Raw genomic sequence first — 24,031 nt, 5'->3', positions numbered from 1 at the left:
CATCGGGATTCTAGCCGCCCATGCCGGCAAAAGCACGGCCGACGGGCGATGGCCTGCCGCCGGCGCGCCTCGCGTATACTGCGCGGCTCGCAACGGAGACCGGCATGCTCGACCAACAGGCCCTTGGCATCCTCAAAGACGTATTCGGCTACGACGCCTTTCGCGGCAACCAGGCGGCGATCATCGAGCGCGTGGCCGCGGGCGGCGATGCCCTGGTGCTGATGCCCACCGGCGGCGGCAAGTCGCTGTGCTACCAGGTGCCCGGCCTGCTGCGCGAAGGCCTGGCGGTGATCGTCTCGCCGCTGATCGCGCTGATGGACGACCAGGTCGCCACCCTCGACGAGCTGGGCGTGGCCGCGGTGGCGCTGAACTCCACCCTGAGCGCCGACGAGCAGCGCGAGATCGCCGAGCGCATCCGCCGCGGCGAGATCAAGTTCCTCTACCTGGCCCCCGAGCGGCTGGTTCAGCCGCGCATGCTGGCCTTCCTGCAGCGCCTGCAGGTGGCCCTGTTCGCCATCGACGAGGCGCACTGCGTGTCGCAGTGGGGCCACGACTTCCGTCCCGAATACCTGCAGCTGGGCCAGCTCGCCGAGCTCTTCCCCGGCGTGCCGCGCATCGCCCTGACCGCCACGGCGGACAAGCGCACCCGCGAGGAGATCGCCCAGCGCCTGCACCTGGAGAACGCCGAGCGCTTCCTCTCCAGCTTCGACCGGCCGAACATCTTCTACCGCATCCAGCCCAAGGATCAGCCGCGCAAGCAGCTGCTGGCCTTCCTCGCCGCGCGCAAGGGCGATGCCGGCATCGTCTACTGCCTGTCGCGCAAGAAGGTCGAGGAGGTCGCCGACTTTCTCAGCGCCCAGGGTTATCCGGCGCTGCCCTACCACGCCGGCCTGCCCAATGAGCTGCGCGCCTACCACCAGAAGCGCTTTCTCAACGAGGAAGGGCTGATCATGGTGGCGACCATCGCCTTCGGCATGGGCATCGACAAGCCCAACGTGCGCTTCGTCTGCCACCTCGACCTGCCCAAGTCGCTGGAAGCCTACTACCAGGAGACCGGCCGCGCCGGCCGCGACGGCCTGCCGGCGGATGCCTGGATGGCCTACGGCCTGCAGGACGTGATCTTCCTCAAGCAGATGCTCGCCGGCTCCGAGGGCGACGAGCGGCACAAGCGCGTCGAGCAGCACAAGCTCGATGCCATGCTGGCCTTGTGCGAGGAGACGCGCTGCCGCCGCCAGGCCCTGCTGGCCTACTTCGACGAGGTGCTGGAGCAGCCCTGCGGGCACTGCGACACCTGCGTCGACAACGTGCAGACCTGGGACGCCACCGAGCCGGCGCGCCAGGCCCTGTCGGCCATCTATCGCAGCGGCCAGCGCTACGGCGTCGGCCATCTGGTGGACATCCTGCTGGGCCGCGAGAACGACAAGATCCGCGCTGCCGGCCACCAGCACCTGCCGGTGTTCGGCATCGGCAAGGCGCTGGCCGAGGGCGACTGGCGCACCCTGTTCCGCCAGCTGGTGGCGCGCGGTCTGGCCGACGTCGACCTGGACGGCTACGGCGGCCTGCGCCTGACCGATGCCTGCCGTCCACTGCTGCGCGGTGAAGTGACCCTGGAGCTGCGCCGCGACCTCAAGCCGCAGCAGGCGGCCAAGGCCAGCGGCAGCAGCGCCAGCCAGCTGGTGCGCGGCGAGGAGCGCGAACAGTGGGAGGCGCTGCGCGCCCTGCGCCGCAAGCTGGCGGAGGAGCACGGCGTGCCGCCCTACGTCATCTTCCCCGACTCGACCCTGCTGGAGATGCTGCGCAGCCAGCCGCGCAACCTGTCCGAGATGGCCCGGGTCAGCGGCGTCGGCGCGCGCAAGCTGGAGCGCTACGGCGAGGCCTTCCTCGAAGTGCTGGCCGGCGGCGAGTCCGCCGAGGCGCCCAGGGTGGTCACCGACCTGCGCCACGAGCTGGTCAGCCTGGCCCGCGCCGGCATGACCCCGGCGCAGATCGCAGCCCAGCTCAACTGCGGCGAGAAGAGCGTGTACAACCTGCTGGCTGAGGCCATCGGCCGCCAGCAGCTGTCCCTGGAGCAGGCGCTGGACCTGCCGGAGGAGCTGCTCGGCGAGATCCAGGATGCCTTCCTCGATGGCGAAGGCGAGCTGCCGCCGGTGGCGGCAGTGGTTGAACAGTTCGCCGGGCGGGTAGAGGAGGGCGTGTTGCACTGTGTGCGCGCCGCTCTACAGGCCGAGTTCGAGGTCTGACCGCGAGCGTTAACGAATGGTTACGCCAAATCACCGGCGACAAACTTGTGACGTGTGTCTCAAAACGTTAGGGTGCTCCTGACGATTTCTTTGCGAGGTACAGGTGGCGCCGCATCCAGAATGGTTGGCCGAAGTCCGCTCCAGCCCCTATGCCGACCAGTTGGCACGGGGCTTCCGCCGCCTGCGTTTCGGCGCCGGGCTGGAGCGCGAATACCGCGACTACCTGCTGCGCGACAGCTTCGAGCTCAAGCGCACGGCCCTGGCCTTCGCCCTGGTGGTCTGGCTGGCCTTCGCCGGGGTCGACATCTGGATGGTCGACGGCCCCCTGCTGTTCGCCATGCTGGCCATCCGCCTGGTGGTGGCCCTGCTGTTGCTGGCCCTGGCCTGGAACATGGCGCGTAGCGGCCTGTCGCCGCGGCAGACGACGATGATGCTGGTGGGCATGCTGGCAATGGGCATCGGCACCGCGGCCATCATCACCCTCGGCCACAGCCAGGATCCCTTCTTTCCCTACGAAGGCCTGCTGCTGGTGTGCATCGCCGGCTACTTCCTGGCCGGCCTGCGCCTGGTCGAGGCCGCCAGCGCCTCGCTGCTGGTGCTGCTGATCTACGGCCTGCTCGAATGGCTGGGCGGGCTGGCACCGGAGCGCCTGTACAACAACCTGCTGTTCCTGGTGTGCGGCAACCTGATTGGCGCGGTCGGCTGCTATGTGCTGGAGCTGAAGTCGCGCGAGCACTTCCTGGTCAGCCACCTGATGGGCCAGCTGGCGCACCAGGACAGCCTCACCGGGTTGCACAATCGGCGCAGCTTCGACCGCGAGCTGCCGCGCCTGTGGCGCCAGGCCCAGCGCGAGGGCAAGCCGCTGGCCCTGCTACTGTGCGATGTCGATCACTTCAAGGCGTACAACGACCACTACGGCCACCAGGCCGGCGATCGTGCCCTGCAGCAGGTCGGTACGGTGCTGCTGGGCGCCGCCCGGCGCCCGCTGGACATGGCCGTGCGCCTCGGCGGCGAGGAGTTCGCCGTGCTGCTCTACGGCATCGGTGCCGAGGAGGCCCGCCAGCGTGCCGAGGCCCTGCGCCAGGCCCTGCAGGCTTGCGCCATCGCCCATGCCGGCTCGCCCACGGCGGCGGTGCTGACCCTGTCCATCGGCGTCTCCTGCCTGCAGCCGCAGGCCGAGGAGGACCCCTTCAGCCTCTGCGGCCATGCCGACCGTGCCCTCTACGAGGCCAAGGCCTTCGGCCGCAACCAGGTGGTGACCTGAAGCGCCACCCGGGCTGGCGCCAATGGTCCCTGTGATGTCGCCGCGCGGCTGCTAGGATCGCGGCTTTCCACTGCCGGCAGTACTCATGGAACGACTGATCCAGGCCAACGGCCAACCCCACTACGGCATCTTCCCGGCGGCGCCGGGCGAGGTGAACTGGCGCGACTTCGACTTCCGCTCGCCGATGGGGCGGCGCCTCGGTGCCCTGGCCAAGTGGCGGCGCTACCACCAGTTCCAGTACTTCGGCATCGTCAGCGACGAGCTGATCGGCGGCTGCGCGCTGGCCGACATCAGTCTGCTCGGCGCCGGCTTCGTCTACCTGTTCCACCCGGCCAGCGGGCGCATGCTCGAGCGCCAGTTCAGGCGCCCGCTGGGCCTCGGCACGGCGTTCTCGCCGCGGCCCAACGCCGGCGTCTGCGAGCTGCGCAGCGGCGCCAACTGGCTGCGCCTGAGCAACCAGGGCCTGGACAAGCACCTGCTGGTGGAGCTGGACGACGGCACGCGTATCGAGGCGAGCTTCTCCGAGCAGCAGTTGCAGCCCATGTGCATCTGCACGCCGACGGCGGTCAACGGCTGGGTCTACGCGCAGAAGGTGGCCGGCGTGCGCTGCCGCGGCCAGGTGCACAGCGCCCTGGGCGACTTCGATCTGGCGGCGCTGGAGGCCTTCGCCCACCACGACTGGTCGGCCGGCTACATGCGGCCGGAGACGAACTGGAACTGGGCCTGCCTGTCCGGTGCGCTGGGCGGCACGCGGGTCGGCCTGAACCTGTCGTGCGGGGTCAACGAGACCAGCTTCAGCGAGAACTGCTACTGGCTGGATGGCGCCTTGCTGCCGGTCGGCGGCGTGCATTTCCAGTTCGACCGCGACGACCCGCTCAAGCCCTGGCATATCCTCTCGGCCGACGGCCAGGTCGAGCTGCAGTTCCACGGCCATGGCCTGCACCGCGAGCAGCTCGACCTGGGCCTGCTGGCCAGCAACTTCAAGCAGGTGTTCGGGCGCTTCCAGGGCACCCTGCGCCCGCCGGGGCGCGCGCCGCTACGCATCGACAACCTGTGGGGCTTCGTCGAGGACCAGTATGTCAAATGGTAACGGCGGGCTTGGCGACGGGCTTTTCAGGAGTTATGGTTAGTTGACTAATAATTAGGTTTTTCTGCTGTCCGCCGGGAACAGGGGATGCGGGCAGCGGCGAGGACCAGCGAGAGTCAACTATGCAGAACTTTGCGCAACACAGTTTCGGTATGCAACTGGCCCAGCTTTCCCGCGCCTGGCGCGCCGAGCTGGATCGTCGACTGTCCGGCCTGGGCCTGTCCCAGGCACGCTGGCTGGTGCTGCTGCACCTGGCCCTGCTCAAGGAGCCGCCGACCCAGCGCGAGCTGGCGCAGACGGTGGGCGTCGAGGGGCCGACCCTGGCCCGCCTGCTCGACGGCCTGGAGGCCCAGGAGCTGGTGCAACGCATCGCCGTGCCGGAGGACCGCCGCGCCAAGAAGGTGGTGCTCACCGACAAGGCGCGGCCGCTGATCGTGCAGATCGAGAGCATCGCCCTGCAGCTGCGCAAGGAGCTGTTCGCCGGCGTCAGCGAGGAAGATCAGCGCCTCTGCCAGCAGGTGCACGCACGCATCCTGGCCAACCTGGAAAAGTCCTGATGGGCAAGCCGCACGTGGTGATCAGCTACTGCACCCAGTGCCAGTGGCTGCTACGCGCCGCCTGGCTGGCCCAGGAGCTGCTCAGCACCTTCGCCGACGAACTGGCCATGGTCAGCCTGGAGCCGGGCACGGGCGGGGTGTTCCGCATCACCTGCGACGGCGTGCAGCTGTGGGAGCGCAAGGCCGATGGCGGCTTTCCCGAGGCCAAGGTGCTCAAGCAGCGCCTGCGCGATTTGATCGACCCGCAGCGCGACCTCGGCCACAACGACCGCTAGGCCTGCCGGCTCCGGTGCGGCGCCGTGGCGGGTGCGAGCTAGCCCAGATCTTCCACGCTGGCGGCGCGTTTGCTCAGGCGCGCCGAGATCAGCGTGGCGAGCAGGATCAGGCTGCCGCCGAAGAGCATGCGCAGGGTCGGCTGCTCGCTGAACAGCCACCAGGCGAAGGCGATGCCGTAGACCGGCTCCAGGGCGAACACCACCGAGGCGCTGCGCGCGTTGAGCACGCGCAGGCTGGCGACGAACAGGCTGTGCGCCAGGGCCGTGCAGAGCAGGCCGAGCAGGGCGATCCACAGCCAGTCCAGGGCCCGCACCGTGGGCAGTGCCGACCAGGCCAGCGGCAGGCTGACCAGGGCGATCGCCAGGTTCTGCCAGAGCGCCGCCTGGGCCGGCTTGACCCCGGCCGTGGTGGCGCGGTTGGACACCGATACCATGGCGAACAGCAGCCCGGAGAACACCGCCCAGGCCAGGCCCAGGGTGGCGTCGCTGCCGAGGTCGAAGTTCGGGGTGACTAGCACCAGGCCGAGGCTGACCAGGCCGACCACGCCCCATTCGGCCAGGCGCACCTTCTCGCGGAACAGCAGCCCCTCGAGCAGCACGGTGAAGGCCGGGAAGCTGGCGAAGCCGAGCGTGGCTACCGCCACCCCGGACACCTTCACCGCGATGAAGAAGGCCCACCAGTGGCCACCCAGCAGCAGGCCGGCGCCGGCCAGGGCCAGGCGCCTGTTCCAGCTCAGCCGGGCCACCGCCTCGCCGAGGCGGGTCAGCGGCAGCAGGGCCAGCACGGCGAACAGGGCGCGGCCGAAGACGATGACCACCGGGGCGGCCAGGGCCAGCTTGCCGAAGATGCCGGACAGGCCGAAGAACAGGGCGCCCAGGTGCAGGGCGAAGAGGGCGGTGCGGTGCTGCATGGGACTTCCAGACTGCAGGATTAAGAAAAGTGGGGTTTTCCGGGGGCCGGACGGGGCGCCATGGCCTCACCGCCTGGTGCCTGCCATCGCTCAGGCCAGGCGGGCGCCGTTGGGCAGGGGCCTGTCGAAGCTGGCCAGCACCACCTTGCCATCGCTGTCGTAGACGCCGGTCACCAGCACTTCCGAGCGCACCCCGGCGACCCGCTTGGGGGCGAAGTTGCACACGCACAGCACTTGGCGGCCGACCAGTTCCGCGGCGTCGTAGTGGGCAGTGAGCTGGGCGCTGGAGGTCTTCACCCCGAGGTCGCCGAGGTCCACTTCCAGCACATAGGCCGGCTTGATCGCCTTGTCATTGGGGCGGGCGCTGAGCAGGGTGCCGACGCGCAGTTCCACGCGCTCGAAGTCCTGCCACTCGATGATCTGCATCGCGAAATTCTCCTGATGGCTCGGAGCAGTCTAGGCGCGGCGGCAGGCGCCGGTCTGTCGCGCTACTCGCGGGCGTTGTCGCGCGACTCGCGGCGCAGCTGGCTGGGGGTGACGCCCAGTTCACGCACCAGGGCCGCGGTGAAGGCGCTCTGCGAGGCGTAGCCGACCCGCGCGGCGATCTCGCCGACCGCCAGGCGGCTGCCGAGCAGCAGGCGGCGGCCGAGCTGCAGGCGGCGCAGGCGTACATGCTCCATCGGCGTGCGGCCGGTCTCAGCGAGGAAGCGTGCATGGAAGCGCGCCGCCGACAGGCCGCACAGGCGCGCCAGGTCGGCCACCTGCAGCGGGTGGGCGCAGTGCCGGTCGATGTGCGCGTCGAGGCTGGCCAGCGGCAGGCCCGCTGGCGCCGCCAGCGCCGGGGCGCCGCTGAGGCTGGCCAGGAGCAGGGCGGCGCCCTGCTGGGCGATCACCGCGTCGTCGATCGGGCTGGCCGCCAGCCAGTCGACCAGCTGGCTTTGCGCCGGGCTCAGCTGCACCCGCCCCGGGGTCTCCAGCAGGCGCCGGCTGGCCTCGGCATGGTGGCCTAGGCGCTGCTGCAGCCAGCCATCCTGCGGCACGTCCAGCACCAGGCAGCGGCTGCCGGCCGGGCTGGCGCAGGCGTGGTGGGCCGCGGGCGGCACCACGGCCAGGCTCATGCTGGAGACCTGGCAGCCGCGCCCGGCGACCTCGAAGTCGAGCCGGCCGGAGAGGCCGAACACCAGCTGGGCGTGGTCGTGGCTGTGGGCGATCTGCTCGTGGTGGTAGTGGCGCAGCGAGAGCAGCTGGGACATGGCGGAACTCCTGATCGAGCGGTCAGTGTACATCGCGCCGGCGGGGGCGGCTTGTCATGCAATGGTCATCGCGTCGTCACGGACGCTTCACCGCCGCGGCGCACGCTTGGCCAAACCCAGCCGGAGGCCGCCCATGAGCATCGCCGAGCGCAGCAAGCCCAGCCGCAAGCAGCACGTCCGCACCCTGTGGATTTCCGATGTCCACCTGGGAACCCGCGATTGCCAGGCCGAGCGCCTGGCTGCCTTCCTCAAGCGCTACCAGGCCGACCGCATCTACCTGGTCGGCGACATCATCGACGGCTGGAAGCTGCGCGGCGGCATCTACTGGCCGCAAGCCCACACCAACGTGATCCGCCGCCTGCTGACCATGAGCAAGCGCGGCACCGAGGTGATCTACGTCACCGGCAACCACGACGAATTCCTGCGCCGCTACTCGACGCTGATGCTCGGCAACATCCAGCTGGTCGACGAGGCCGTGCACGAGACGGCCGACGGCCGTCGCCTGCTGGTGATCCACGGCGACCAGTTCGACGTGATCACCCGCTACCACCGCTGGCTGGCCTTCCTCGGTGACTCGGCCTACGAGCTGACCCTGACCCTCAACCGCTGGCTCAACCACTGGCGCGAACGCTGGGGCTACGGCTACTGGTCGCTGTCGGCCTACCTCAAGCACAAGGTCAAGACGGCGGTGAACTTCATCAGCGACTTCGAGGAGGCCATCGCCCACGAGTGCGTCAGGCGCGGCCTCGATGGCGTGGTCTGCGGGCATATCCACCACGCCGAGATCCGTCCGGTGGGCGGCGTGGAATACATGAACTGCGGCGACTGGGTGGAGTCCTGCACGGCGCTGATCGAGCACCTGGACGGCAGCATCCAGCTCTACCGGCTGGCCGAGGACCAGGCGCAGGCCGCCGAAGTGGCAGCCATCGGGCAGGCCGCATGAGGATCCTCATCGTCAGCGATGCCTGGCATCCGCAGGTCAACGGGGTGGTCACCAGCCTGCAGGCGCTGGTGAGCGAGCTGCGGGCAATGGGGCACCTGGTCAAGCTGCTGTCGCCGCAGGACTTCAGGCGCCTGCCGTGCCCCAGCTACCCGGAGATTCCCCTGACCTGGGACCTGTGGCGGGTCGGCGCGGCGATCCGCGACTTCCGTCCGGACTGCGTGCACCTGGCCACCGAGGGCCCGCTGGGCTGGGCCGCGCGGCGCTGGTTGACGCGCCGCGGGCTGGCCTTCTCCAGCGCCATCCACACGCGCTTTCCCGAATATGTACACACCCGTTGGCCGTGGATTCCGCTCGCCTGGGGCTATGCCTACCTGCGCCGCTTCCACCGGCCGAGCCAGGCCGTGCTGGTCAGCACCGAGCGCCTGCGCCAGGAGTTCGCCGGGCAGGGCCTGCGGCGCCTGGCGCTGTGGCGCAAGGGGGTGGACAGCGCGCTGTTCCAGCCGCGCCCACAGGGCGCCGGCGAGCCGGTGTTCCTCTACGTCGGCCGGCTGGCGGCGGAGAAGAACCTGCGCGCCTTTCTCGACCTGCAGTTGCCCGGCGAGAAGCGCCTGGTCGGCGATGGCCCCGAGCGCGACGAGCTGCAGCGCGACTATCCACAGGCCAACTTCCTCGGTTACCTGCAGGGCGAGGCGCTGGCCGCGCAGTTCGCCGCCGCCAGCGTGCTGGTATTCCCGTCGCGCACCGACACCTACGGCCTGGTGATGCTCGAGGCCCTGGCCTGCGGCACGCCGGTGGCGGCCTTCCCGGTGGCCGGGCCGCTGGATGTGCTGGAGGCGGGGGTGAGCGGGGTGATGGACGAGGACCTGGGCCAGGCCTGCCTGGCCGCGCTGGCGCTGGATCGACGGCGCTGCGCCGAACAGGCCGCGCGCTCGTCCTGGCGTGCCTCGGCCCTGGAGTTCCTGGCCAGCCAGCCGCTGCTGGATGGCGAGCCGCTGGCCGAGGACGACTGGCAGCCGGCGCGCGCCTGAGCCTGGATGCGGGGCATGAAAAAGCCGCCCTCGGGCGGCTTTGTCGTTACAGGATGACCTTGTCGCGCAGCTTCTCGGCGGCCTGGTTGAGGGCCTGGATGACCTTCTCCTTGTCGTAGTTCTGGATGCCGTTGGTATCCAGGTACATGGAGAAGCCGGGCAGCTCGTGTTCGACGTAGCTGGAGCGGGCGCCCAGGTCGCGGCGGAAGTCCACCACCTGGTAGATCTGCACTGGCCGGCTGAAGCCCTTGACCGCGATCTGGCCCTTGTCGCGGCACATGATCACGTCCTTGATCAGCGAGTAGGTCTCGTGGGAGATGAGGATCTCGCCGGCCTCGGAGGAGCTTTCCAGGCGGCTGGCCAGGTTCACTTCGCGGCCGATGATGGTGTAGTCCATGCGCGTATCGGCGCCGAAGTTGCCCACCGTGCAGTAGCCGGTGTTGAGGCCCATGCGGATCTCCAGCGGCTTGGTGATGCCCTGGGCGCGCCACTGCTGGCGCAGCACCTTCATGTGCTTGCGCATGGCGATGGCCATGGACACCGCGTTCAGGGCGTCCTTCTTGGCGCCCTGGCTGCTCGGGTCGCCGAAGAACACCAGCACGCTGTCGCCGACGAACTTGTCGATGGTGCCGCCGTACCGGAGGGCGATCTTCGACATCTCGTTGAGGTAGTTGTTGAGCAGGTCGGTGAGCTGCTCGGCCTCCAGCTCCTCGGACAGCTCGGTGAAGCCCTTGATGTCGGAGAAGAACACGGTGAGCTTCTTGCGCTGGGTCTCCAGGCGCACGTGCTTCTTGCCGCTGAAGATCATTTCCCAGACCTGCGGCGACAGGTACTTGGCCAGGTTGCGCGCCAGGCGTGCGGCCTTTTCCTGCTCGCGCTTGATCTCGCTGCGCGCCTGGGTCAGGCGCATGCCCTGCTCATGCACGAAGTAGGCGGCGATGCAGATGTACAGGGTACTCAGCAGGATGCTGACCACCGCCACCAGGGTCGGCGTGGCGGTGTTCAGCTCGGGGCGGATCAGCGCCGTGTTGAGCGCCATGCTGCCGGCCGCCACCAGCACGGCCAGGCCCATCTGACGCAGGCCGCCGGCGATCAGCGAGCTGAAGCACAGGGTCAGCAGGAACATCAGCGCCGGCACCGTCGAGAAGCCCATCAGCACGGCGGCGGCGCCGGCGTGCAGGGCGTCGAGGAACAGCAGGGTCAGGCGGGTCTGTTGCGGGTGGTCTTGGCGAAAGCGGTTGCCCAGGTGATGGGCCAGGTGCGGGTAGAGCAGGGCATAGGGCACCATCCACAGGATGGCGTAGCCGAAATGGTTGGTGTAGGTACCGGCAGCGATGGCCGCGGCAGGGGCGATGTACGCCAGCACCCGCGAGTAGTATTCGCGAAGCAACGGAGCAGGCTGCGCCCTGGGTGTTTCCTGGACGTTGGATTTCATCAAGTACGGACTATCCCTGCTGGATTTCTGACGCCTCTGGTGGGCGTCTGTTGGACTCTGCAAGAGCCAGGCCAGGCGGGATCATAACGGCGCGCGGCGCGCGGGGCCAGTGCAGCCTGCCGGAAGGCGGCCCCGGGCGGCGTGCGCCGCCGGGGCGTGGCGGGCCTCAGAAGCGGATGCGCCCGGTGAAGGCATCCTTGAGCATCACCCAGTCGCCCATGAAGCTGTACAGCGGATATTTGAAGGTGGCCGGCTTGTTCTTCTCGAAGACGAAGTGGCCGACCCAGGCGAAGCCATAGCCGGCGAAGGGCAGTGCCAGCAGCCACAGCCACTGCTGGGTGGCCAGGGCATAGCCGAGGATCGACAGCACCAGCAGGCTGCCGACGTAGTGCAGGCGGCGGCACACGTCGTTGCTGTGCTCCTGCAGGTAGTAGGGATAGAACTCGGCGAAGCTGTGGAAACGTTCGGTGGTTTCGGCGCTCATGGCGTACCTCCTGTCATTGTTGGCCGCAGTGTAGGCGAGCTGTCTCCTGCGGCCAGTGACATACAGTGCCAGTTTAGTATCCTCGTGGCGCCATTTCGTGCCGACCAACCCATAAGAACAATCGATGAGCGAACGTACCACTTCATCCAGCTGGGCATCCGGCATCGTCGCGGCCCTGGAGCTGGGCGGTGTCGATTGCCGCAGCCTGTTTGCCCGTCTCGGCCTCGACTATGCGGCGCTCGCCGATGCCGATGCGCGCTTCCCGCAGGATGCCATGACCCGCCTGTGGCACCTGGCGGTGGAGGCGTCGGGCAATCCGGCCATCGGCCTGAACATGGCCAAGGTGGTGCGCCCCTCGTCCTTCCATGTGGTCGGCTATGCGCTGATGTCCAGTCGCAACCTGCTGGAGGGCTTTACCCGCCTGGTGCGCTACCAGCGCATCATCGCCGAGGGCTCGGACCTCAGCCTGCGCCCGCTGCCGGACGGCTACGAGCTGGTGCTGGCGATCCATGGCGACCGCCTGCCGCCGGCGCGGCAGAGCGCCGAGGCCTCGCTGGCCTACTCGCTGGCGTTCTGCCGCTGGCTCACCGGTAAGCCGATCACGCCCCTGCAGGTGAGCTTCCAGAGTCCGCCGCCGGCCGATCTCGAACCCTTTCGCCAGGTGTTCCAGGCGCCGCTGCGCTTCAATGCCGAGCACTATTCGCTGCTCTACGCGCGGGCCGACCTGGAGACCCCGCTGCCCACCGCCAACGAGGCGCTGGCGCAGCTGCACGACCGCTTCGCCGGCGAGTACCTGGCGCGCTTCTCCGGCAGCCGGGTGACCCATCAGGCGCGCCAGGTGCTGTGCCGCCTGCTGCCGCAGGGCGAGCCCAAGCGCGAGGCGGTGGCCCAGGCCCTGCTGCTGTCCGAGCGCACCCTGCAGCGTCGCCTGCAGGAGGAGGGCACCAGCTACCAGCAGCTGCTCGACGACACCCGTCGCGAGCTGGCCGAGCAGTACCTGGCGCAACCCAACCTGACCCTGCTGGAAGTCGCCTACCTGCTCGGCTTCGCCGACCCCAGCAATTTCTTCCGTGCATTTCGCCGCTGGTTCGATGCGACTCCGGGCGAGTATCGCGCGCGGTTGTGAGTGTGGCCGTAGCCCGGATGCAATCCGGGGCAGCGGCCTCCCCGGATTGCATCCGGGCTACATGGCTGCATGCTCACACGAGTTTTCGATCTGACGAAAAATTCGCTTCGACCGTCGCGAGCGCGCCTTGGCCAGGCTCGGCGCATCAGTGGCGCCAGAAGGCGGGGAACAGCAGGACCAGTACGGTGAGGATCTCCAGGCGCCCCAGCAGCATGCCGATGGTCAGCAGCCACTTGGCCAGGTCCGGCAGGCTGGCGTAGTTGCCCGCCGGGCCGACCACCTCGCCCATGCCCGGGCCGACGCCGGAGACCATGGCCGCCGCGCCGGTCAGGGCGGTGATCCAGTCCACCCCGCACATGGCCACCGCCAGCGCCAGGCTGGCGATGGTGATGGTGTAGAAGAAGGCGAAGGCGAGGATCGAGCGGACGATGTCCTCGTCCAGGCGGTGGCGGTTGTACTGCTGCTTGATCACCGCGCGCGGGTGGATCAGCTGGCGCAGGTTGGCCTTGAGCAGGATATAGGCGACCTGGAAGCGGAAGATCTTCAGGCCGCCGGCGGTGGAGCCGGAGCAGCCGCCGACGAAGCCCAGGTAGAAGAACATCATGCTGGCGAAGGGACCCCACAGGTGGTAGTCGCCGACGGCGAAGCCGGTGGTGGTCATCACCGAGGTGATGTTCACCGCCACCAGGCGCAGCGTATCCAGCCAGTGCAGCTCGCTGGTGCTCCACTTCCAGCAGGCCAGCATCAGCCAGCTGGCCAGCAGCAGCATGAAGAAACCGCGCACCTGCTGGTCGCGCAGCAGGGCCTTGTAGTTGCCGCGCAGGGTGGCGACGTAGAGCACGAAGGGCAGGCTGCCGAGGATCATCACCAGCACCGCGACCCAGTGCACCGCCGGCTGGTCCCAGTGACCGAGGGACGCGTCGGAGGTGGAGAAGCCGCCGGTGGCGATGGCCGACATGGCGTGGTTGATGGCGTCGAACAGGTTCATGCCGGCCAGCCAGAAGGCCAGCACGGCCAGGCTGCTGAGGCCGACATAGGCCAGCACCATGTATTTGGCGACCATGTGCGAGCGTGGCATGACCTTGTCCGAGCGGTCCGAGGACTCGGTCTGGAACAGGCGCATGCCGCCGATGCGCAGCATCGGCAGGATGGCCACGGCCATGGCGATGAAGCCGATGCCGCCGAGCCAGTGCAGCAGCGAGCGCCAGATCAGGGTGCCCGGCGACATGCTGTCCAGGCCGCTGAACACGGTGGCGCCGGTGGCGGTGATGCCGGACATGCTCTCGAAGTAGGCGTCGGTGACGCTGGCACGCTCGGCGAAGAGGAACGGCAGGGCGGCGAAGATCGACACCATGATCCAGCTCGACACGGTCAGCATGTACATGTCGCGCGGGCGCAGCTGGGTCTGCTGCGGGCGCCCCTGGGCGACCATGGCCACGCCAGCCACCGCGGTGATCAGGCTGGACCAGAGGAAGGCGTTGATGCCCTTGGGCTGCTCGAAGACCAGCAGGGTGGCCACCGGCACCAGCATGCTCAGCGCCAGGGTGATCAGGAAGATGCCGTTGATGAAGGCGAGGATGCGTAGGCTGGACAGGGACATCGGCTCAGTGCTTCCAGAAGCTGCGGGTGACCAGCACCAGCACGGTGAGGATTTCCAGGCGGCCGAGCAGCATGCCGAGGGTCAGCAGCCACTTGGCCGAGTCCGGCAGGCTGGCGAAGTTGCCGGCCGGGCCGATGATCGGGCCGAGGCCCGGGCCGACGTTGCACACCGCGGTGGCGGCGCCGGTCAGCGCGGTGACCCAGTCCAGCCCGACCAGGGTCAGGGCCAGGGCCAGCACGCCGATGGTGATGGTGAAGAAGAAGGAGAAGGTGATCAGCGAGCGGACGATCTCTTCGTCCAAGTTGTGGTTGTTGTACTGCTGCTTGATCACCGCGCGCGGGTGTACCAGCTGCATCAGGTTGGCCTTGAGCAGCACGTAGGCGACCTGGAAGCGGAAGATCTTCAGGCCGCCGGAGGTGGAGCCGGAACAGCCGCCGACGAAGGTCAGGTAGAAGAACAGCAGTACCGCGAAGCTGCCCCAGGTGGTGTAGTCGCCCAGGGCGAAGCCGGTGGTGGTGACCACCGAGGTGACGTTGACCGCGACGATGCGGAAGGCGTCCAGCCAGCTGTGCTCCGAGTGCAGCCACAGCCAGGTACCGAACACCAGCCAGGTCAATACTAGGAAGCCGATGAAGCCACGTACCTGATGATCCTTGAACAGTGCCCGGCGGTTGCCGCGCAGGGCGGCGACATAGAGCATGAAGGGCAGGCCACCGAGAATCATGAACAGCACCGCGACCCAGTGCACCGCCGGCTGCTGCCAGTTGGCCAGCGACGAGTCGGAGGTGGAGAAGCCGCCGGTGGAGATCGACGCCATCGAGTGGTTGATCGCGTCGAAGGGCGTCATGCCGGCGGCCCAGAAGCCCAGGAAGCCCAGCCCGGTGAGAACCAGGTAGATCAGCAGGATGTACTTGGCGGCCATGTGCGAGCGCGGCATCACCTTGTCGCCCCAGTCCGACGACTCGGTCTGGAACAGGCGCATGCCACCGACCCGCAGCAGCGGCAGGATGGCCACTGCCATGCCGATGAAGCCGATGCCGCCCAGCCAGTGCAGCATCGAGCGCCAGATCAGGATGCCCGGCGACATGTGGTCCAGTCCGACCAGCACGGTGGAGCCGGTGGTGGTGACGCCGGACATGGTCTCGAAGAAGGCATCGGTGTAGCTGATGTGGGCGATGATCACCATCGGCAGGGCGGCGAAGCAGCACACCACCACCCAGCTGGCGGTGGTCAGCAGGTACATGTCGCGCGGGCGCAGCTGCACGTGCTTGGGCTTGCCCGGCAGGACCATGGCCAGGCCGGCGACGAAGGTGATCAGGCTGGACCAGAGGAAGGCGTTGAGGTCGTCGGTGCGCTCGAAGGCCAGCAGGGTGAGCATGGGGATGACCATGCTGACCGCCAGGGTGATGAGAAAGATACCGATGATGAAGCCGATGATGCGCAGGGTCGGCAGGGCCATGAAAGGGGCTCGGGCTGCAGGCGAGGGCGCCATTCTACTCTGGCCGACCGGGCTGTAAATCCGTCGCCGGGGGCTTCACAGCTTCGCGCCGATTCATAGAATAGGCCCTCGGGTGCCGGCCCCTCACCGGTTTTCGAAAACCATCCAGCCATGTCCGAAGCCAATCCTTGCATCGCGTGCGGCGCCTGCTGCGCGCACTTTCGCGTGTCCTTCTTCTGGGGCGAGTGCCAGTCTGCCGGTGGCAGCGTGCCCGACCAGCTGGTCGAGCAGATCGGCCCCCACCATGTCGCCATGCTCGGCACCACCGCCAAGCCGACGCGTTGTGTCGGTCTGCTCGGCGAAGTCGGCGGCGCCACCCGCTGCACGCTCTATGAGCAGCGCTCCAGCCCCTGCCGCGAGTTCACCGCCAGCTGGGCTGACGGCCAGCACAACCCGCGCTGCGACGCCGCCCGCGCCGCCTACGGCCTGCCGCCGCTGGAGCCGCCGTTGATGCCGGAGCAGGTCGCGTAATCGGCTAGAATGCCGGCCTGTCCGTTCAGGAGTCGCCCATGCAAGCCCTCGATCTGTTGCTCAACCGCGTTTCCGTGGGTCGCCTGCTGGAGCCGGCGCCCGATGCCGCTCAGCGCGAGCTGATGTTCCGTGCCGCCCTGCGTGCGCCGGACCACGGCCAGCTGCGGCCCTGGCGTTTCCTCACCGTCGAGGGTGAGGCCCGCGCCCGCCTGGGCGAGCTGTTCGCCCAGGCGCTGCTGGCTAGCAACCCCACAGCCAAGCCGGAGGCGCTGGACAAGGCGCGAGCTATGCCGCTGCGCGCGCCGCTGCTGGTGGTGGCGATCGCCCGCCTCGGTGAGCATCCCAAGGTGCCGCAGGAGGAGCAGGTGTTGTCCGCCGGCTGTGCCGCCCATGGCCTGTTGCTCGCTGCCCAGGCGCTGGGTTTCGGTGCCATCTGGCGCACCGGCGAACTGACCCACAACCCCAGGGTGCGCGATGGCCTCGGCCTCAGCGCCAGCGAGAAGATCGTCGGCTTCCTCTACCTCGGCAGCTTCGAGGGCGAGCGGCGCACGCCGCCGGCCCTGCAGCCGGCCGATTTCGTCAGCGCCTGGAGCTGATCCGCACCTGGGCGACGGCCACCAGGCTCAGCAGGTGGCCGTCCGCTTCCACGAAGCGCCCTTCCAGTTCGCTGCCGGCCGGCCAGTCGTGGTGCAGGTCGAGCAGCAGGCGCAGGCGCGCGTGCCCGTCGGCGCCCTCCAGCAGCTCGGCATCCTGGAAGTAGAAGCGCTGCAGCACCAGCGGGTAGAGCGCCTTGAACAGGCTCTCCTTGAGCGAGAAGGTCAGCGTCACCCGGGCGGCGAAGGCCTCAGGTGGCAGCTGTGAGGCCCACTGCAGTTCGCCGGGCGTGAGGATTTCCCCGGCCAGGCGGCTGGCGCGCTCGACGCTCAGGGGCTTCTCCAGGTCGATGCCCAGGCCGCGCCAATGCAGCTCGCTGGCCACCAGGGCGGCCGCCTTGCCGCCCCCATGGGTGATCGAGCCGACCGTGCCGGCGGGCCAGACCGGCACGCCCTCTTCGTCGCGTTCCGGTACCAGCGGCTGGCCGCACAGCTGGCGCAGGGCCTCGCGCGCGCACAGGCGGCCGGCCAGGTACTCGCCCTGGCGCTTGGCCACGCCGCGCACCGGCGCTATGCCCTGGCGCACGAAGTCATCGGCCTGCAGCCGCGTCGGGTCGAACTGCGCCCACACCAGGCGGCTGGCAGGCAGCAGTTCGGGCAGGGCGGGCAGCAGTTGGCAGAAGGCGGGCAGTGTCATGGCGGCATTCTGCCGTGGCCGGGCGGGACGGGCCAGCCGTTTACATTTCGTTGCACGGCAACAACGAAGTGCTACAGAGCAAACGCTTGGTTCTGGTAAGAATGGGACATGCGTTCCAAGTGAACGCTGGTGAGGTTGTAGCCCCGGCTGGCGTCGCGCCGCCGTGGTTTTACTCTACTGATCGAGTACGGGAGTCCAGTCGGACTCCCGTTTTTTTTGCCCGGTACCGCGGGCGGCTCAGAAGACTTCCTTGAACAGCGCCTGCATGTCGGCCCAGGAGCGCTCGTCGGCTTCCTTCTGGTAGCCCAGGTCGAGGCCGTGGCCCTGGTGCGCGTCGGCACCGGGATTGCTGAAGCCGTGCTTGGCGCCGGGCAGTTCGACGAAGCGATAGTCGGCGCCGGCCTGGTCCATCTCGGCCTTGAATGCGGCGATCTGCTCGGGGGTGATGAAGCTGTCGGCGGCGCCATGCTCCACCAGCACCTTGGCCTTGACGCTGCCCGGCGTCGCCGGGGTGGCGGTGACCAGGGCGCCGTGGAAGCTCACCACCGCGGCCAGCGGCAGGCCCTGGCGGGCCATGTCCAGCACCACCTTGCCGCCGAAGCAGTAGCCGATGGCGGCCAGCCTGGCGGCATCGGTCTGCGGCTGCGCCTTGAGCAGGTCGAGGCCGGCCTGGAAGCGCGCCTTGGGCGTGGCGGGGTCGGCCAGGGCGGCATTCATGAAGGCCTTGGCATCGTCCGGGTGGCTGGTGTTCTTGCCATCGCCGTACATGTCCACGGCCAGGGCACTGTAGCCGAGGGCGGCGAGGTCGCGGGCGCGGCGCTTGGCATAGTCGTTGAGGCCCCACCATTCGTGCACCACTATCACTCCCGGGCGCTGGCCGGCGATGCTGTCGTCCCAGGCGTGGTAGCCGACCAGGCGGGTGCCGTCGGCGGCCGTGTAGGCGATTTCGCGGGTCTGGATTTCGGCTTGGGCCGCTCCGCTCAGGGCGCCGAGGCAGAGCAGGCCGAGCAAGGCTTTGCGCATGGTGTGTCTCCGTTCTGCAGACAAGGTGGACTGGCCAAGATAGACCAAGGTGGAAGATTAGCCAGCTATCGTTCGTGACTTTCTGTGTTAGCCTGAGGCTCTGTTCCGGCTCGTCCGTTCGAGAGTCACGATGTCCGCATCCTCCCACCTGGTGCGCGGTAGCCCCGGCTACCGGCGTGCCACCCTGGCGCTGTTCTGTGCCGGCTTCGCCACCTTCGCCCTGCTGTACTGCGTGCAGCCGCTGCTGCCATCGCTGGCCGAACATTTCGCCGTGTCGGCGGCGAGCAGCGCCCTGGCCCTCTCGCTGACCACCCTGAGCCTGGCCCTGTGCCTGCTGCTGGCCGGCGCCCTGGCCGAGAGCTGGGGGCGCAAGCCGGTGATGGTCGCCGCCCTGGGCCTGGCGGTGGCGCTGGGCCTGGCCTGCGCCTGGGTGCGCGACTGGCACCTGCTGCTGCTCCTGCGCGCATTGCTCGGCCTGGCCCTGAGCGGCCTGCCGGCCCTGGCCATGGCCTATGTCGGCGAGGAATTCGACCCCGAGGCGCTGCCGGCGGCCATGGGCCTGTACATCGGTGGCACGGCCCTGGGCGGCATGCTCGGGCGTCTGCTGGCGGGGTTGCTGGCCGACCTCGGCGGCTGGCCACTGGCCCTCGGTGGCATCGCCGGGTTGGGCGTGCTGGCGCTGCTGCTGTTCCTCTGGCTGTTGCCGCCATCGCGGCATTTCCACGCCCAGTCGCTGTCGCTGCGCGGGCTGCTCGGCAACTTCGCTGGGCACCTGGGCCACCCGCCGCTGCGCGAGCTGTTCCTCCAGGCCTTCCTGCTGATGGGCGGCTTCGTCGCCCTGTTCAACTATGTCGGCTTCCGCCTGGCGGCGCCGCCGTTCTCGCTGTCGGCGACGCTGATCGGCCTGCTGTTCGTGGTCTACCTGGGCGGCATCCTCAGCGCCGGCTGGGCCGGGCGCCTGGTGGCGCGGCATGGGGCGCGGCAGGTGCTGCAGGGCGGCATCGGCATCATGCTGCTGGGCGTCGCCCTGTGCGCCGCGCCCTGGCTGTGGGCGGTGGTGCTGGGCCTGGCGCTGTTTACCCTGGGCTTCTTCGCTGCCCATGCGGTGGCCAGCGGCCAGGTCGGCCAGCGTGCCCGGGGGGCGCGGGCGCAGGCTTCGTCGCTGTACCTGTGCGCCTACTACCTGGGCTCCAGCCTGGTCGGCTATGCCGCGGGCTGGGTCTGGCAGCGGGGCGGCTGGCTGGCGCTGCTCGCCGCCCTGGCCGGGTTATTTCTCCTGGCGCTGTGGCGCGCCCGCCGCCTGTGAACCGGGTGGGGTGATGCCCATCGACACGTAGATGCTGGTGAACCTGTCCATGCCCATCTCCGCCGGCTTGACCCATTCCACCGGCACGTAGAGCAGGCCGCCGCCCACCGGCACCGGCGCGGTCGGCACCAGGATGGCGTGGTAGGCGCGGCCGTCGATCTCGACCGGCTCGGGGTTGGGCAGCAGCGCCAGCACGGCCGTGCCGTCGCCGCCGAAGAAGCACCACACCGGGCGCATGGCCGCCAGGTCGGCGTTGTCCTTCTGGTCGAGCAGGCCGACGAAGCGGTCGGCCAGGCCGTACAGGTTGCCGAGCAGCGGGATGCGCCGCAGGGTGCGGTCGAACAGGCGGCGCAGCGGGCCCTTGAGGCCCAGCTGCACGGCCAGGCCGAGCGGGTAGAGCGCCACTACCAGGGCCAGAGTGCCGAGCAGCCAGGCCAGCTCCGGGCTGCTGACGAAAGGCTGGCCGAGCCCGGCGAACAGCTTGCCGATGAAGCTGGTCGGGCCGATCAACTGGTTCAGCAGGCTCACCAGCCAGCCCAGCAGGGCCAGCGACAGCGCCAGCGGCAACAAGGCGAGCAGGCCGGCCAGCCAGGTGGTGGCGAGGGAGTGGAAGCTGCGTTTGAACATGGCGAAGGCATCCGTGGGCGAGGGCGCGACAAGGCTATGCGATTGCGCGGCGGCCGTCGCGTTTTCGTTCAGCATTGGTTCAGCAAGGGTTCAGGAGCGGTTCAGGGCCGCGCCGGCAACATGGTTCCCGAGTTCAGCCACTGTCCCAACGCGGAGAAAACATCATGAAAAACACCCTGAGCAAACTCGCCCTGGCCACCACCCTGACCTGCGCCGCCGTCGGCGCCAATGCCGCCGACAGCTTCGTCGGCCTGACCTGGGGCCAGACCGACAACAACATCCAGAAGTCCCATGCGCTCAACCAGAATCTGGACAACCCCAAGCTGGACAAGGTGATCGACGGCAGCGGCACCTGGGGCGTGCGCGCCGGCCAGATGGACCAGGACGGCCGCTACTACCTGACCTACGAGAATCTCTCGGACAAGGACCAGGGCTACAAGCACCGCCAGCAGAACCTGCTGGGCAGCTACGACGCCTTCCTGCCGCTGGGCGACAACGGCACCAAGCTCTACGGCGGCGCCACCCTCGGTCTGGTCAAGCTGGAGCAGGAAAGCCGCGGCTTCAAGCGCGACAGCGACATCGGCTACGCGGCCGGCCTGCAGGCGGGTATCCTGCAGGAGCTGAACCAGAACACTTCGATCGAGGCCGGCTACCGCTATCTGCGCACCAATGCCAGCACCGAGATGGCCCCGCACGGCGGCGGCAAGGTCGGCTCGCTGGACCTGCACAGCAGCAGCCAGGTATTCCTCGGCGCCAACTACAAGTTCTGATCAACCAGGAACTGGACCGGGCGCATGCCCGGTCCGCTGCGAGGGACCCCGTATGAAGATTCTTGTTGTCGAGGACGAGGCGCTGCTGCGCCACCACCTTCACACCCGCCTGGGTGAACGTGCGTTCGTGGTCGATGCCGTCGCTGATGCCGAGGAGGCGCTGTACCGCGCCCAGGAATTCAACCACGACATCGCCATCGTCGACCTCGGCCTTCCCGGCATGAGCGGGCTGGACCTGATCCGCCAGCTGCGCGGCCAGGGCCGCAGCCTGCCGATCCTGATCCTCACCGCCCGCGGCAACTGGCAGGACAAGGTCGAGGGCCTGGCCGCCGGTGCCGACGACTACCTGGTCAAGCCGTTCCAGTTCGAGGAGCTGGAGGCGCGACTGCACGCGCTGCTGCGCCGTTCGGTCGGCCTGGTGCAGTCCAGCGTCGAGGCCGGCCCGCTCAGGCTCGACCTCAATCGCAAGCAGGCGCTGGTCGATGAGCAGCCGCTGGCGCTCACCGCCTTCGAGTACCGCATCCTCGAATACCTCATGCTGCACCCGCAGCAGGTGGTGTCCAAGGACCGCCTGATGGAGCAGCTGTACGAGGGCGACGACGAGCGCGACCCGAACGTCATCGAGGTGCTGGTCGGGCGCCTGCGCCGCAAGATCGAGGGCGCCTGCGCGCTCAAGCCGATCGACACGGTGCGCGGCCAGGGCTACCTGTTCACCGAGCGTTGCCGATGATCCGCTCGCTGCGTGTGCGCCTGATGCTCGGTGCCGCCGCCCTGGCGGTGCTGTTCATGGCGGCCCTGCTGCCGCTGGTGCAGGGCGCGTTCCGCAACGCCCTGGAGAACGTCATCGAGCAGCGCCTGGCGGCCGACGCCGCCACCCTGATTTCCGCCGCGCGCATCGAGGGTACGCGCCTGAGCATGCCCGCGCGCCTGCCGGACGAGGAGTTCAACCAGCTCGAATCGCGCCTGCTCGGCTTCATCTACGACCGCGACGGCCGCGAAGTCTGGCGCTCGCCGTCCACCGCCGACGAGCAGATCGACTACCACCCGAGCTACGACGGCGACGGCCATGACTTCCTGCGCCTGCGCGACGCGCGCGGCGAGGAGTTCTTCGTCTACGACCTGGAGGTGGACCTGCTGCGCGGTCAGGCCGCCGCCTACAGCATCGTCACCATGCAGCCGGCCAGCGAATACCAGGCCATGCTCGACAGCCTCGGCCGCCAGCTGCGCCTGTGGCTGGGCGGCGCGTTGCTGGTGCTGCTCGGCCTGCTCTGGCTGGGCCTGACCTGGGGCTTCGGCACCCTGCGTGGCCTGAGCCGCGAGCTGGACGAAGTGGAAGGCGGCAACCGTGACCACCTGAGCCGCGAGCATCCCAGCGAGCTGCTACGCCTGACCGACTCGCTGAACCGCCTGCTCGACGGCGAGCGGCGCCAGCGCGAACGCTACCGCGACTCGCTCGGCGACCTGGCGCACAGCCTGAAGACCCCGTTGGCGGTGCTGCAGGGTGTGGCCGAGGGCATCGGCGACCGCGCTCAGGCGCAGGTGCTGCAGAGCCAGGTGGAGCGCATGAGCCAGCAGGTGGACTACCAGCTGCAGCGCGCCAGCTTGCGCAAGAGCGGCCTGGTGCGCCACCGCGAGCCGCTCGGGCAGGTGCTCGATACCCTGTGCGGCGCGCTGGACAAGGTCTACCGCGACAAGCGCGTGCAGGTGCAACGCGATTTCCCCGCCGAGCTGTGCGTACCGATGGAGCGCGGCGCGCTGTTCGAGCTGCTCGGCAACCTGCTGGAGAACGCCTACCGCCTGTGCCTGGGGCAGATCCGCGTCAGCGCGCGGATCGGCGCCGAGGGCTGCGAGCTGGTGGTCGAGGACGACGGCCCCGGCATCCCCGCCGACCAGCGCGCGCGCATCCTCCAGCGCGGCGAACGCCTGGACAGCCAGCACCCGGGGCAGGGCATCGGCACCGCGGTGGTGGTGGACATCCTCGACAGCTACGACGGCCAGCTGCAGCTGGAAGACTCCAGCCTGGGCGGCGCCTGCTTCCGCATGCACCTGCCGGGCTGAGTGGCGGCCCGCCGGCCGGGCCTATACTGCCTGGGGCGTGGCCGCCGCGAGGCGGCGCTCCGTCAGCATCCGCACCAGGGAGACCGCCAGCATGACCTTGCGCATCAACGATCCCGTGCCCGACTTTGCCGCCGAAACCGACCAGGGCCCGATCCGTTTCCATGAGTGGATAGGCTCGGGCTGGGCCATCCTGTTCTCCCATCCCAAGGACTTCACCCCGGTCTGCACCACCGAGTTCGGCGTGGTCGCCCAGCTGGCGGAGGAGTGGCGCAAGCGCAACACCAAGGTCATCGGCGTTTCGGTGGATGGCGCCGAGGCCCATCGCCAGTGGAAGGGCGACATCGAGTCCTTCTGTGGCGCCCCGGCGCACTTCCCGATCATCGCCGACGAGGGCCTGGCGGTGTCCAAGGCCTTCGACATGCTGCCGGCCGAGGCCTACCTGCCGGATGGGCGCACCGCAGCGGACACCGCCACGGTGCGTTCTGTGTTCATCATCGGGCCGGACAAGAAGCTCAAGCTGTCCATGACCTACCCGATGTCGGTCGGCCGCAACTTCGCCGAAGTGCTGCGCGCCCTCGACGCCCTGCAGCTGACCTACAACGTGCCGCTGGCCACACCGGCCAACTGGGCGGTAGGCCAGGACGTGATAGTCGCGCTCGCCCTCAACGACCAGCAGGCCCGCGAGCAGTACGGCGAGATCGACATCAAGCTGCCCTACCTGCGCACCACCAGGGCGCCACACTAGCGGCGGCGACCTCTCTACCGCTCAGCAGAGAGGGTGTGAG

At 68.8% G+C, this 24,031-nt stretch carries 25 protein-coding genes; 15 read left to right on the top strand and 10 right to left on the bottom strand.

What is annotated here, in order from left to right; translation table 11 throughout:
* Positions 1–104 precede the first annotated feature (104 nt).
* The 5 genes from recQ (at position 105) to DMO17_RS11655 (ending at position 5,423) form a co-directional block, all read left to right on the top strand.
* Positions 105–2,240, top strand: coding sequence for a DNA helicase RecQ (recQ, locus tag DMO17_RS11675; RefSeq protein WP_110682656.1), 2,136 nt, complete (start codon positions 105–107; stop codon positions 2,238–2,240).
* Between the two features lie 124 nt (positions 2,241–2,364).
* On the top strand, positions 2,365–3,504 hold the full coding sequence (locus DMO17_RS11670; RefSeq protein ID WP_110682655.1) for a GGDEF domain-containing protein: 1,140 nt from the start codon (positions 2,365–2,367) through the stop codon (positions 3,502–3,504).
* 85 nt (positions 3,505–3,589) lie between these two features.
* On the top strand, positions 3,590–4,594 hold the full coding sequence (locus tag DMO17_RS11665) for a DUF2804 domain-containing protein (protein ID WP_110682654.1): 1,005 nt from the start codon (positions 3,590–3,592) through the stop codon (positions 4,592–4,594).
* Between the two features lie 119 nt (positions 4,595–4,713).
* The gene (locus DMO17_RS11660; RefSeq protein ID WP_110682653.1) at positions 4,714–5,148 is read left to right on the top strand and encodes a MarR family transcriptional regulator; all 435 of its coding nucleotides are present in this window, start codon (positions 4,714–4,716) and stop codon (positions 5,146–5,148) included.
* Positions 5,148–5,423, top strand: a complete 276-nt coding sequence (locus DMO17_RS11655) for an Rdx family protein (RefSeq protein WP_110682652.1) — start codon at positions 5,148–5,150, stop codon at positions 5,421–5,423. Before DMO17_RS11660 ends, DMO17_RS11655 begins: the two co-directional genes overlap by 1 nt.
* Before the next feature lie 38 nt (positions 5,424–5,461).
* Here the strand turns inward: DMO17_RS11655 and DMO17_RS11650 are convergent, their stop codons facing one another.
* From DMO17_RS11650 to DMO17_RS11640, 3 genes are all read right to left on the bottom strand, one after another.
* Positions 5,462–6,334 (bottom strand): DMT family transporter, encoded by an 873-nt coding sequence (locus DMO17_RS11650; protein WP_110682651.1) that lies wholly within the window; start codon positions 6,332–6,334, stop codon positions 5,462–5,464.
* A gap of 90 nt (positions 6,335–6,424) precedes the next feature.
* Positions 6,425–6,760, bottom strand: a complete 336-nt coding sequence (locus DMO17_RS11645; RefSeq protein WP_110682650.1) for a tRNA-binding protein — start codon at positions 6,758–6,760, stop codon at positions 6,425–6,427.
* Between the two features lie 62 nt (positions 6,761–6,822).
* On the bottom strand, positions 6,823–7,587 hold the full coding sequence (locus DMO17_RS11640) for an AraC family transcriptional regulator (protein WP_110682649.1): 765 nt from the start codon (positions 7,585–7,587) through the stop codon (positions 6,823–6,825).
* A gap of 133 nt (positions 7,588–7,720) precedes the next feature.
* Between DMO17_RS11640 and DMO17_RS11635 the strand changes: the two genes are divergently transcribed.
* Positions 7,721–8,530 carry a UDP-2,3-diacylglucosamine diphosphatase gene (locus DMO17_RS11635; RefSeq protein ID WP_110682648.1) on the top strand — a complete coding sequence of 270 codons (810 nt, stop codon included), beginning with the start codon at positions 7,721–7,723 and terminating at the stop codon, positions 8,528–8,530.
* Positions 8,527–9,558: a glycosyltransferase family 4 protein gene (locus tag DMO17_RS11630; RefSeq protein ID WP_110682647.1), complete on the top strand. Its 1,032-nt coding sequence runs from the start codon at positions 8,527–8,529 to the stop codon at positions 9,556–9,558. The genes DMO17_RS11635 and DMO17_RS11630 overlap by 4 nt, the downstream gene beginning before the upstream one ends.
* 46 nt (positions 9,559–9,604) lie before the next feature.
* Here the strand turns inward: DMO17_RS11630 and DMO17_RS11625 are convergent, their stop codons facing one another.
* The gene (locus DMO17_RS11625) at positions 9,605–10,993 is read right to left on the bottom strand and encodes an adenylate/guanylate cyclase domain-containing protein (protein ID WP_110682646.1); all 1,389 of its coding nucleotides are present in this window, start codon (positions 10,991–10,993) and stop codon (positions 9,605–9,607) included.
* 166 nt (positions 10,994–11,159) lie between these two features.
* Complete coding sequence (locus tag DMO17_RS11620; RefSeq protein ID WP_110682645.1) at positions 11,160–11,477, bottom strand: Mpo1-like protein; 318 nt, start codon at positions 11,475–11,477, stop codon at positions 11,160–11,162.
* 124 nt (positions 11,478–11,601) lie between these two features.
* Here DMO17_RS11620 and DMO17_RS11615 point away from each other — a divergent pair, with 124 nt between their 5' ends.
* Positions 11,602–12,603, top strand: a complete 1,002-nt coding sequence (locus DMO17_RS11615; RefSeq protein WP_110682644.1) for an AraC family transcriptional regulator — start codon at positions 11,602–11,604, stop codon at positions 12,601–12,603.
* Between the two features lie 145 nt (positions 12,604–12,748).
* Here DMO17_RS11615 and DMO17_RS11610 read toward each other — a convergent pair whose 3' ends face one another.
* Positions 12,749–14,203 (bottom strand): TrkH family potassium uptake protein, encoded by a 1,455-nt coding sequence (locus tag DMO17_RS11610; RefSeq protein ID WP_110682643.1) that lies wholly within the window; start codon positions 14,201–14,203, stop codon positions 12,749–12,751.
* A gap of 4 nt (positions 14,204–14,207) precedes the next feature.
* A complete protein-coding gene (locus tag DMO17_RS11605) occupies positions 14,208–15,662 on the bottom strand; it encodes a TrkH family potassium uptake protein (protein ID WP_110682642.1) in 1,455 nt (484 codons plus the stop codon).
* Positions 15,663–15,812: 150 nt separating this feature from the next.
* Between DMO17_RS11605 and DMO17_RS11600 the strand changes: the two genes are divergently transcribed.
* Positions 15,813–16,172 carry a YkgJ family cysteine cluster protein gene (locus tag DMO17_RS11600; protein ID WP_110682641.1) on the top strand — a complete coding sequence of 120 codons (360 nt, stop codon included), beginning with the start codon at positions 15,813–15,815 and terminating at the stop codon, positions 16,170–16,172.
* 38 nt (positions 16,173–16,210) lie between these two features.
* Positions 16,211–16,768: an NAD(P)H nitroreductase gene (locus DMO17_RS11595; protein ID WP_110682640.1), complete on the top strand. Its 558-nt coding sequence runs from the start codon at positions 16,211–16,213 to the stop codon at positions 16,766–16,768.
* On the opposite strand, the gene DMO17_RS11590 is transcribed toward DMO17_RS11595, so the two are convergent.
* Both DMO17_RS11590 and DMO17_RS11585 read right to left on the bottom strand, forming a co-directional pair.
* A complete protein-coding gene (locus tag DMO17_RS11590) occupies positions 16,752–17,462 on the bottom strand; it encodes a 4'-phosphopantetheinyl transferase family protein (protein ID WP_110682639.1) in 711 nt (236 codons plus the stop codon). The genes DMO17_RS11595 and DMO17_RS11590 overlap by 17 nt on opposite strands.
* 237 nt (positions 17,463–17,699) lie before the next feature.
* Complete coding sequence (locus DMO17_RS11585; RefSeq protein ID WP_110682638.1) at positions 17,700–18,485, bottom strand: dienelactone hydrolase family protein; 786 nt, start codon at positions 18,483–18,485, stop codon at positions 17,700–17,702.
* Between the two features lie 130 nt (positions 18,486–18,615).
* Here DMO17_RS11585 and DMO17_RS11580 point away from each other — a divergent pair, with 130 nt between their 5' ends.
* Entirely contained in the window at positions 18,616–19,791 is a 1,176-nt protein-coding gene (locus DMO17_RS11580; protein WP_110682637.1) for an MFS transporter, read from the top strand.
* Here DMO17_RS11580 and DMO17_RS11575 read toward each other — a convergent pair.
* A complete protein-coding gene (locus tag DMO17_RS11575; RefSeq protein ID WP_110682636.1) occupies positions 19,753–20,418 on the bottom strand; it encodes a DUF502 domain-containing protein in 666 nt (221 codons plus the stop codon). The genes DMO17_RS11580 and DMO17_RS11575 overlap by 39 nt on opposite strands.
* Before the next feature lie 164 nt (positions 20,419–20,582).
* On the opposite strand from DMO17_RS11575, the gene DMO17_RS11570 reads away from it, so the two are divergent.
* The 4 genes from DMO17_RS11570 to DMO17_RS11555 all read left to right on the top strand — a co-directional run bounded on the left by DMO17_RS11570 (position 20,583) and on the right by DMO17_RS11555 (position 23,991).
* Entirely contained in the window at positions 20,583–21,188 is a 606-nt protein-coding gene (locus tag DMO17_RS11570; RefSeq protein WP_110682635.1) for an outer membrane protein, read from the top strand.
* 52 nt (positions 21,189–21,240) lie between these two features.
* Positions 21,241–21,918 carry a response regulator gene (locus DMO17_RS11565; RefSeq protein ID WP_110682634.1) on the top strand — a complete coding sequence of 226 codons (678 nt, stop codon included), beginning with the start codon at positions 21,241–21,243 and terminating at the stop codon, positions 21,916–21,918.
* The gene (locus DMO17_RS11560; RefSeq protein WP_110682633.1) at positions 21,915–23,246 is read left to right on the top strand and encodes an ATP-binding protein; all 1,332 of its coding nucleotides are present in this window, start codon (positions 21,915–21,917) and stop codon (positions 23,244–23,246) included. Before DMO17_RS11565 ends, DMO17_RS11560 begins: the two co-directional genes overlap by 4 nt.
* Before the next feature lie 91 nt (positions 23,247–23,337).
* Entirely contained in the window at positions 23,338–23,991 is a 654-nt protein-coding gene (locus DMO17_RS11555) for a peroxiredoxin (RefSeq protein ID WP_110682632.1), read from the top strand.
* The last annotated feature ends 40 nt before the right edge of the window (positions 23,992–24,031 follow it).

The organism is Aquipseudomonas alcaligenes, assembly GCF_003205495.1.
In the GTDB taxonomy this organism is placed as follows: domain Bacteria; phylum Pseudomonadota; class Gammaproteobacteria; order Pseudomonadales; family Pseudomonadaceae; genus Aquipseudomonas; species Aquipseudomonas alcaligenes_B.
This window is presented reverse-complemented; position numbering and strand designations above follow the sequence as displayed.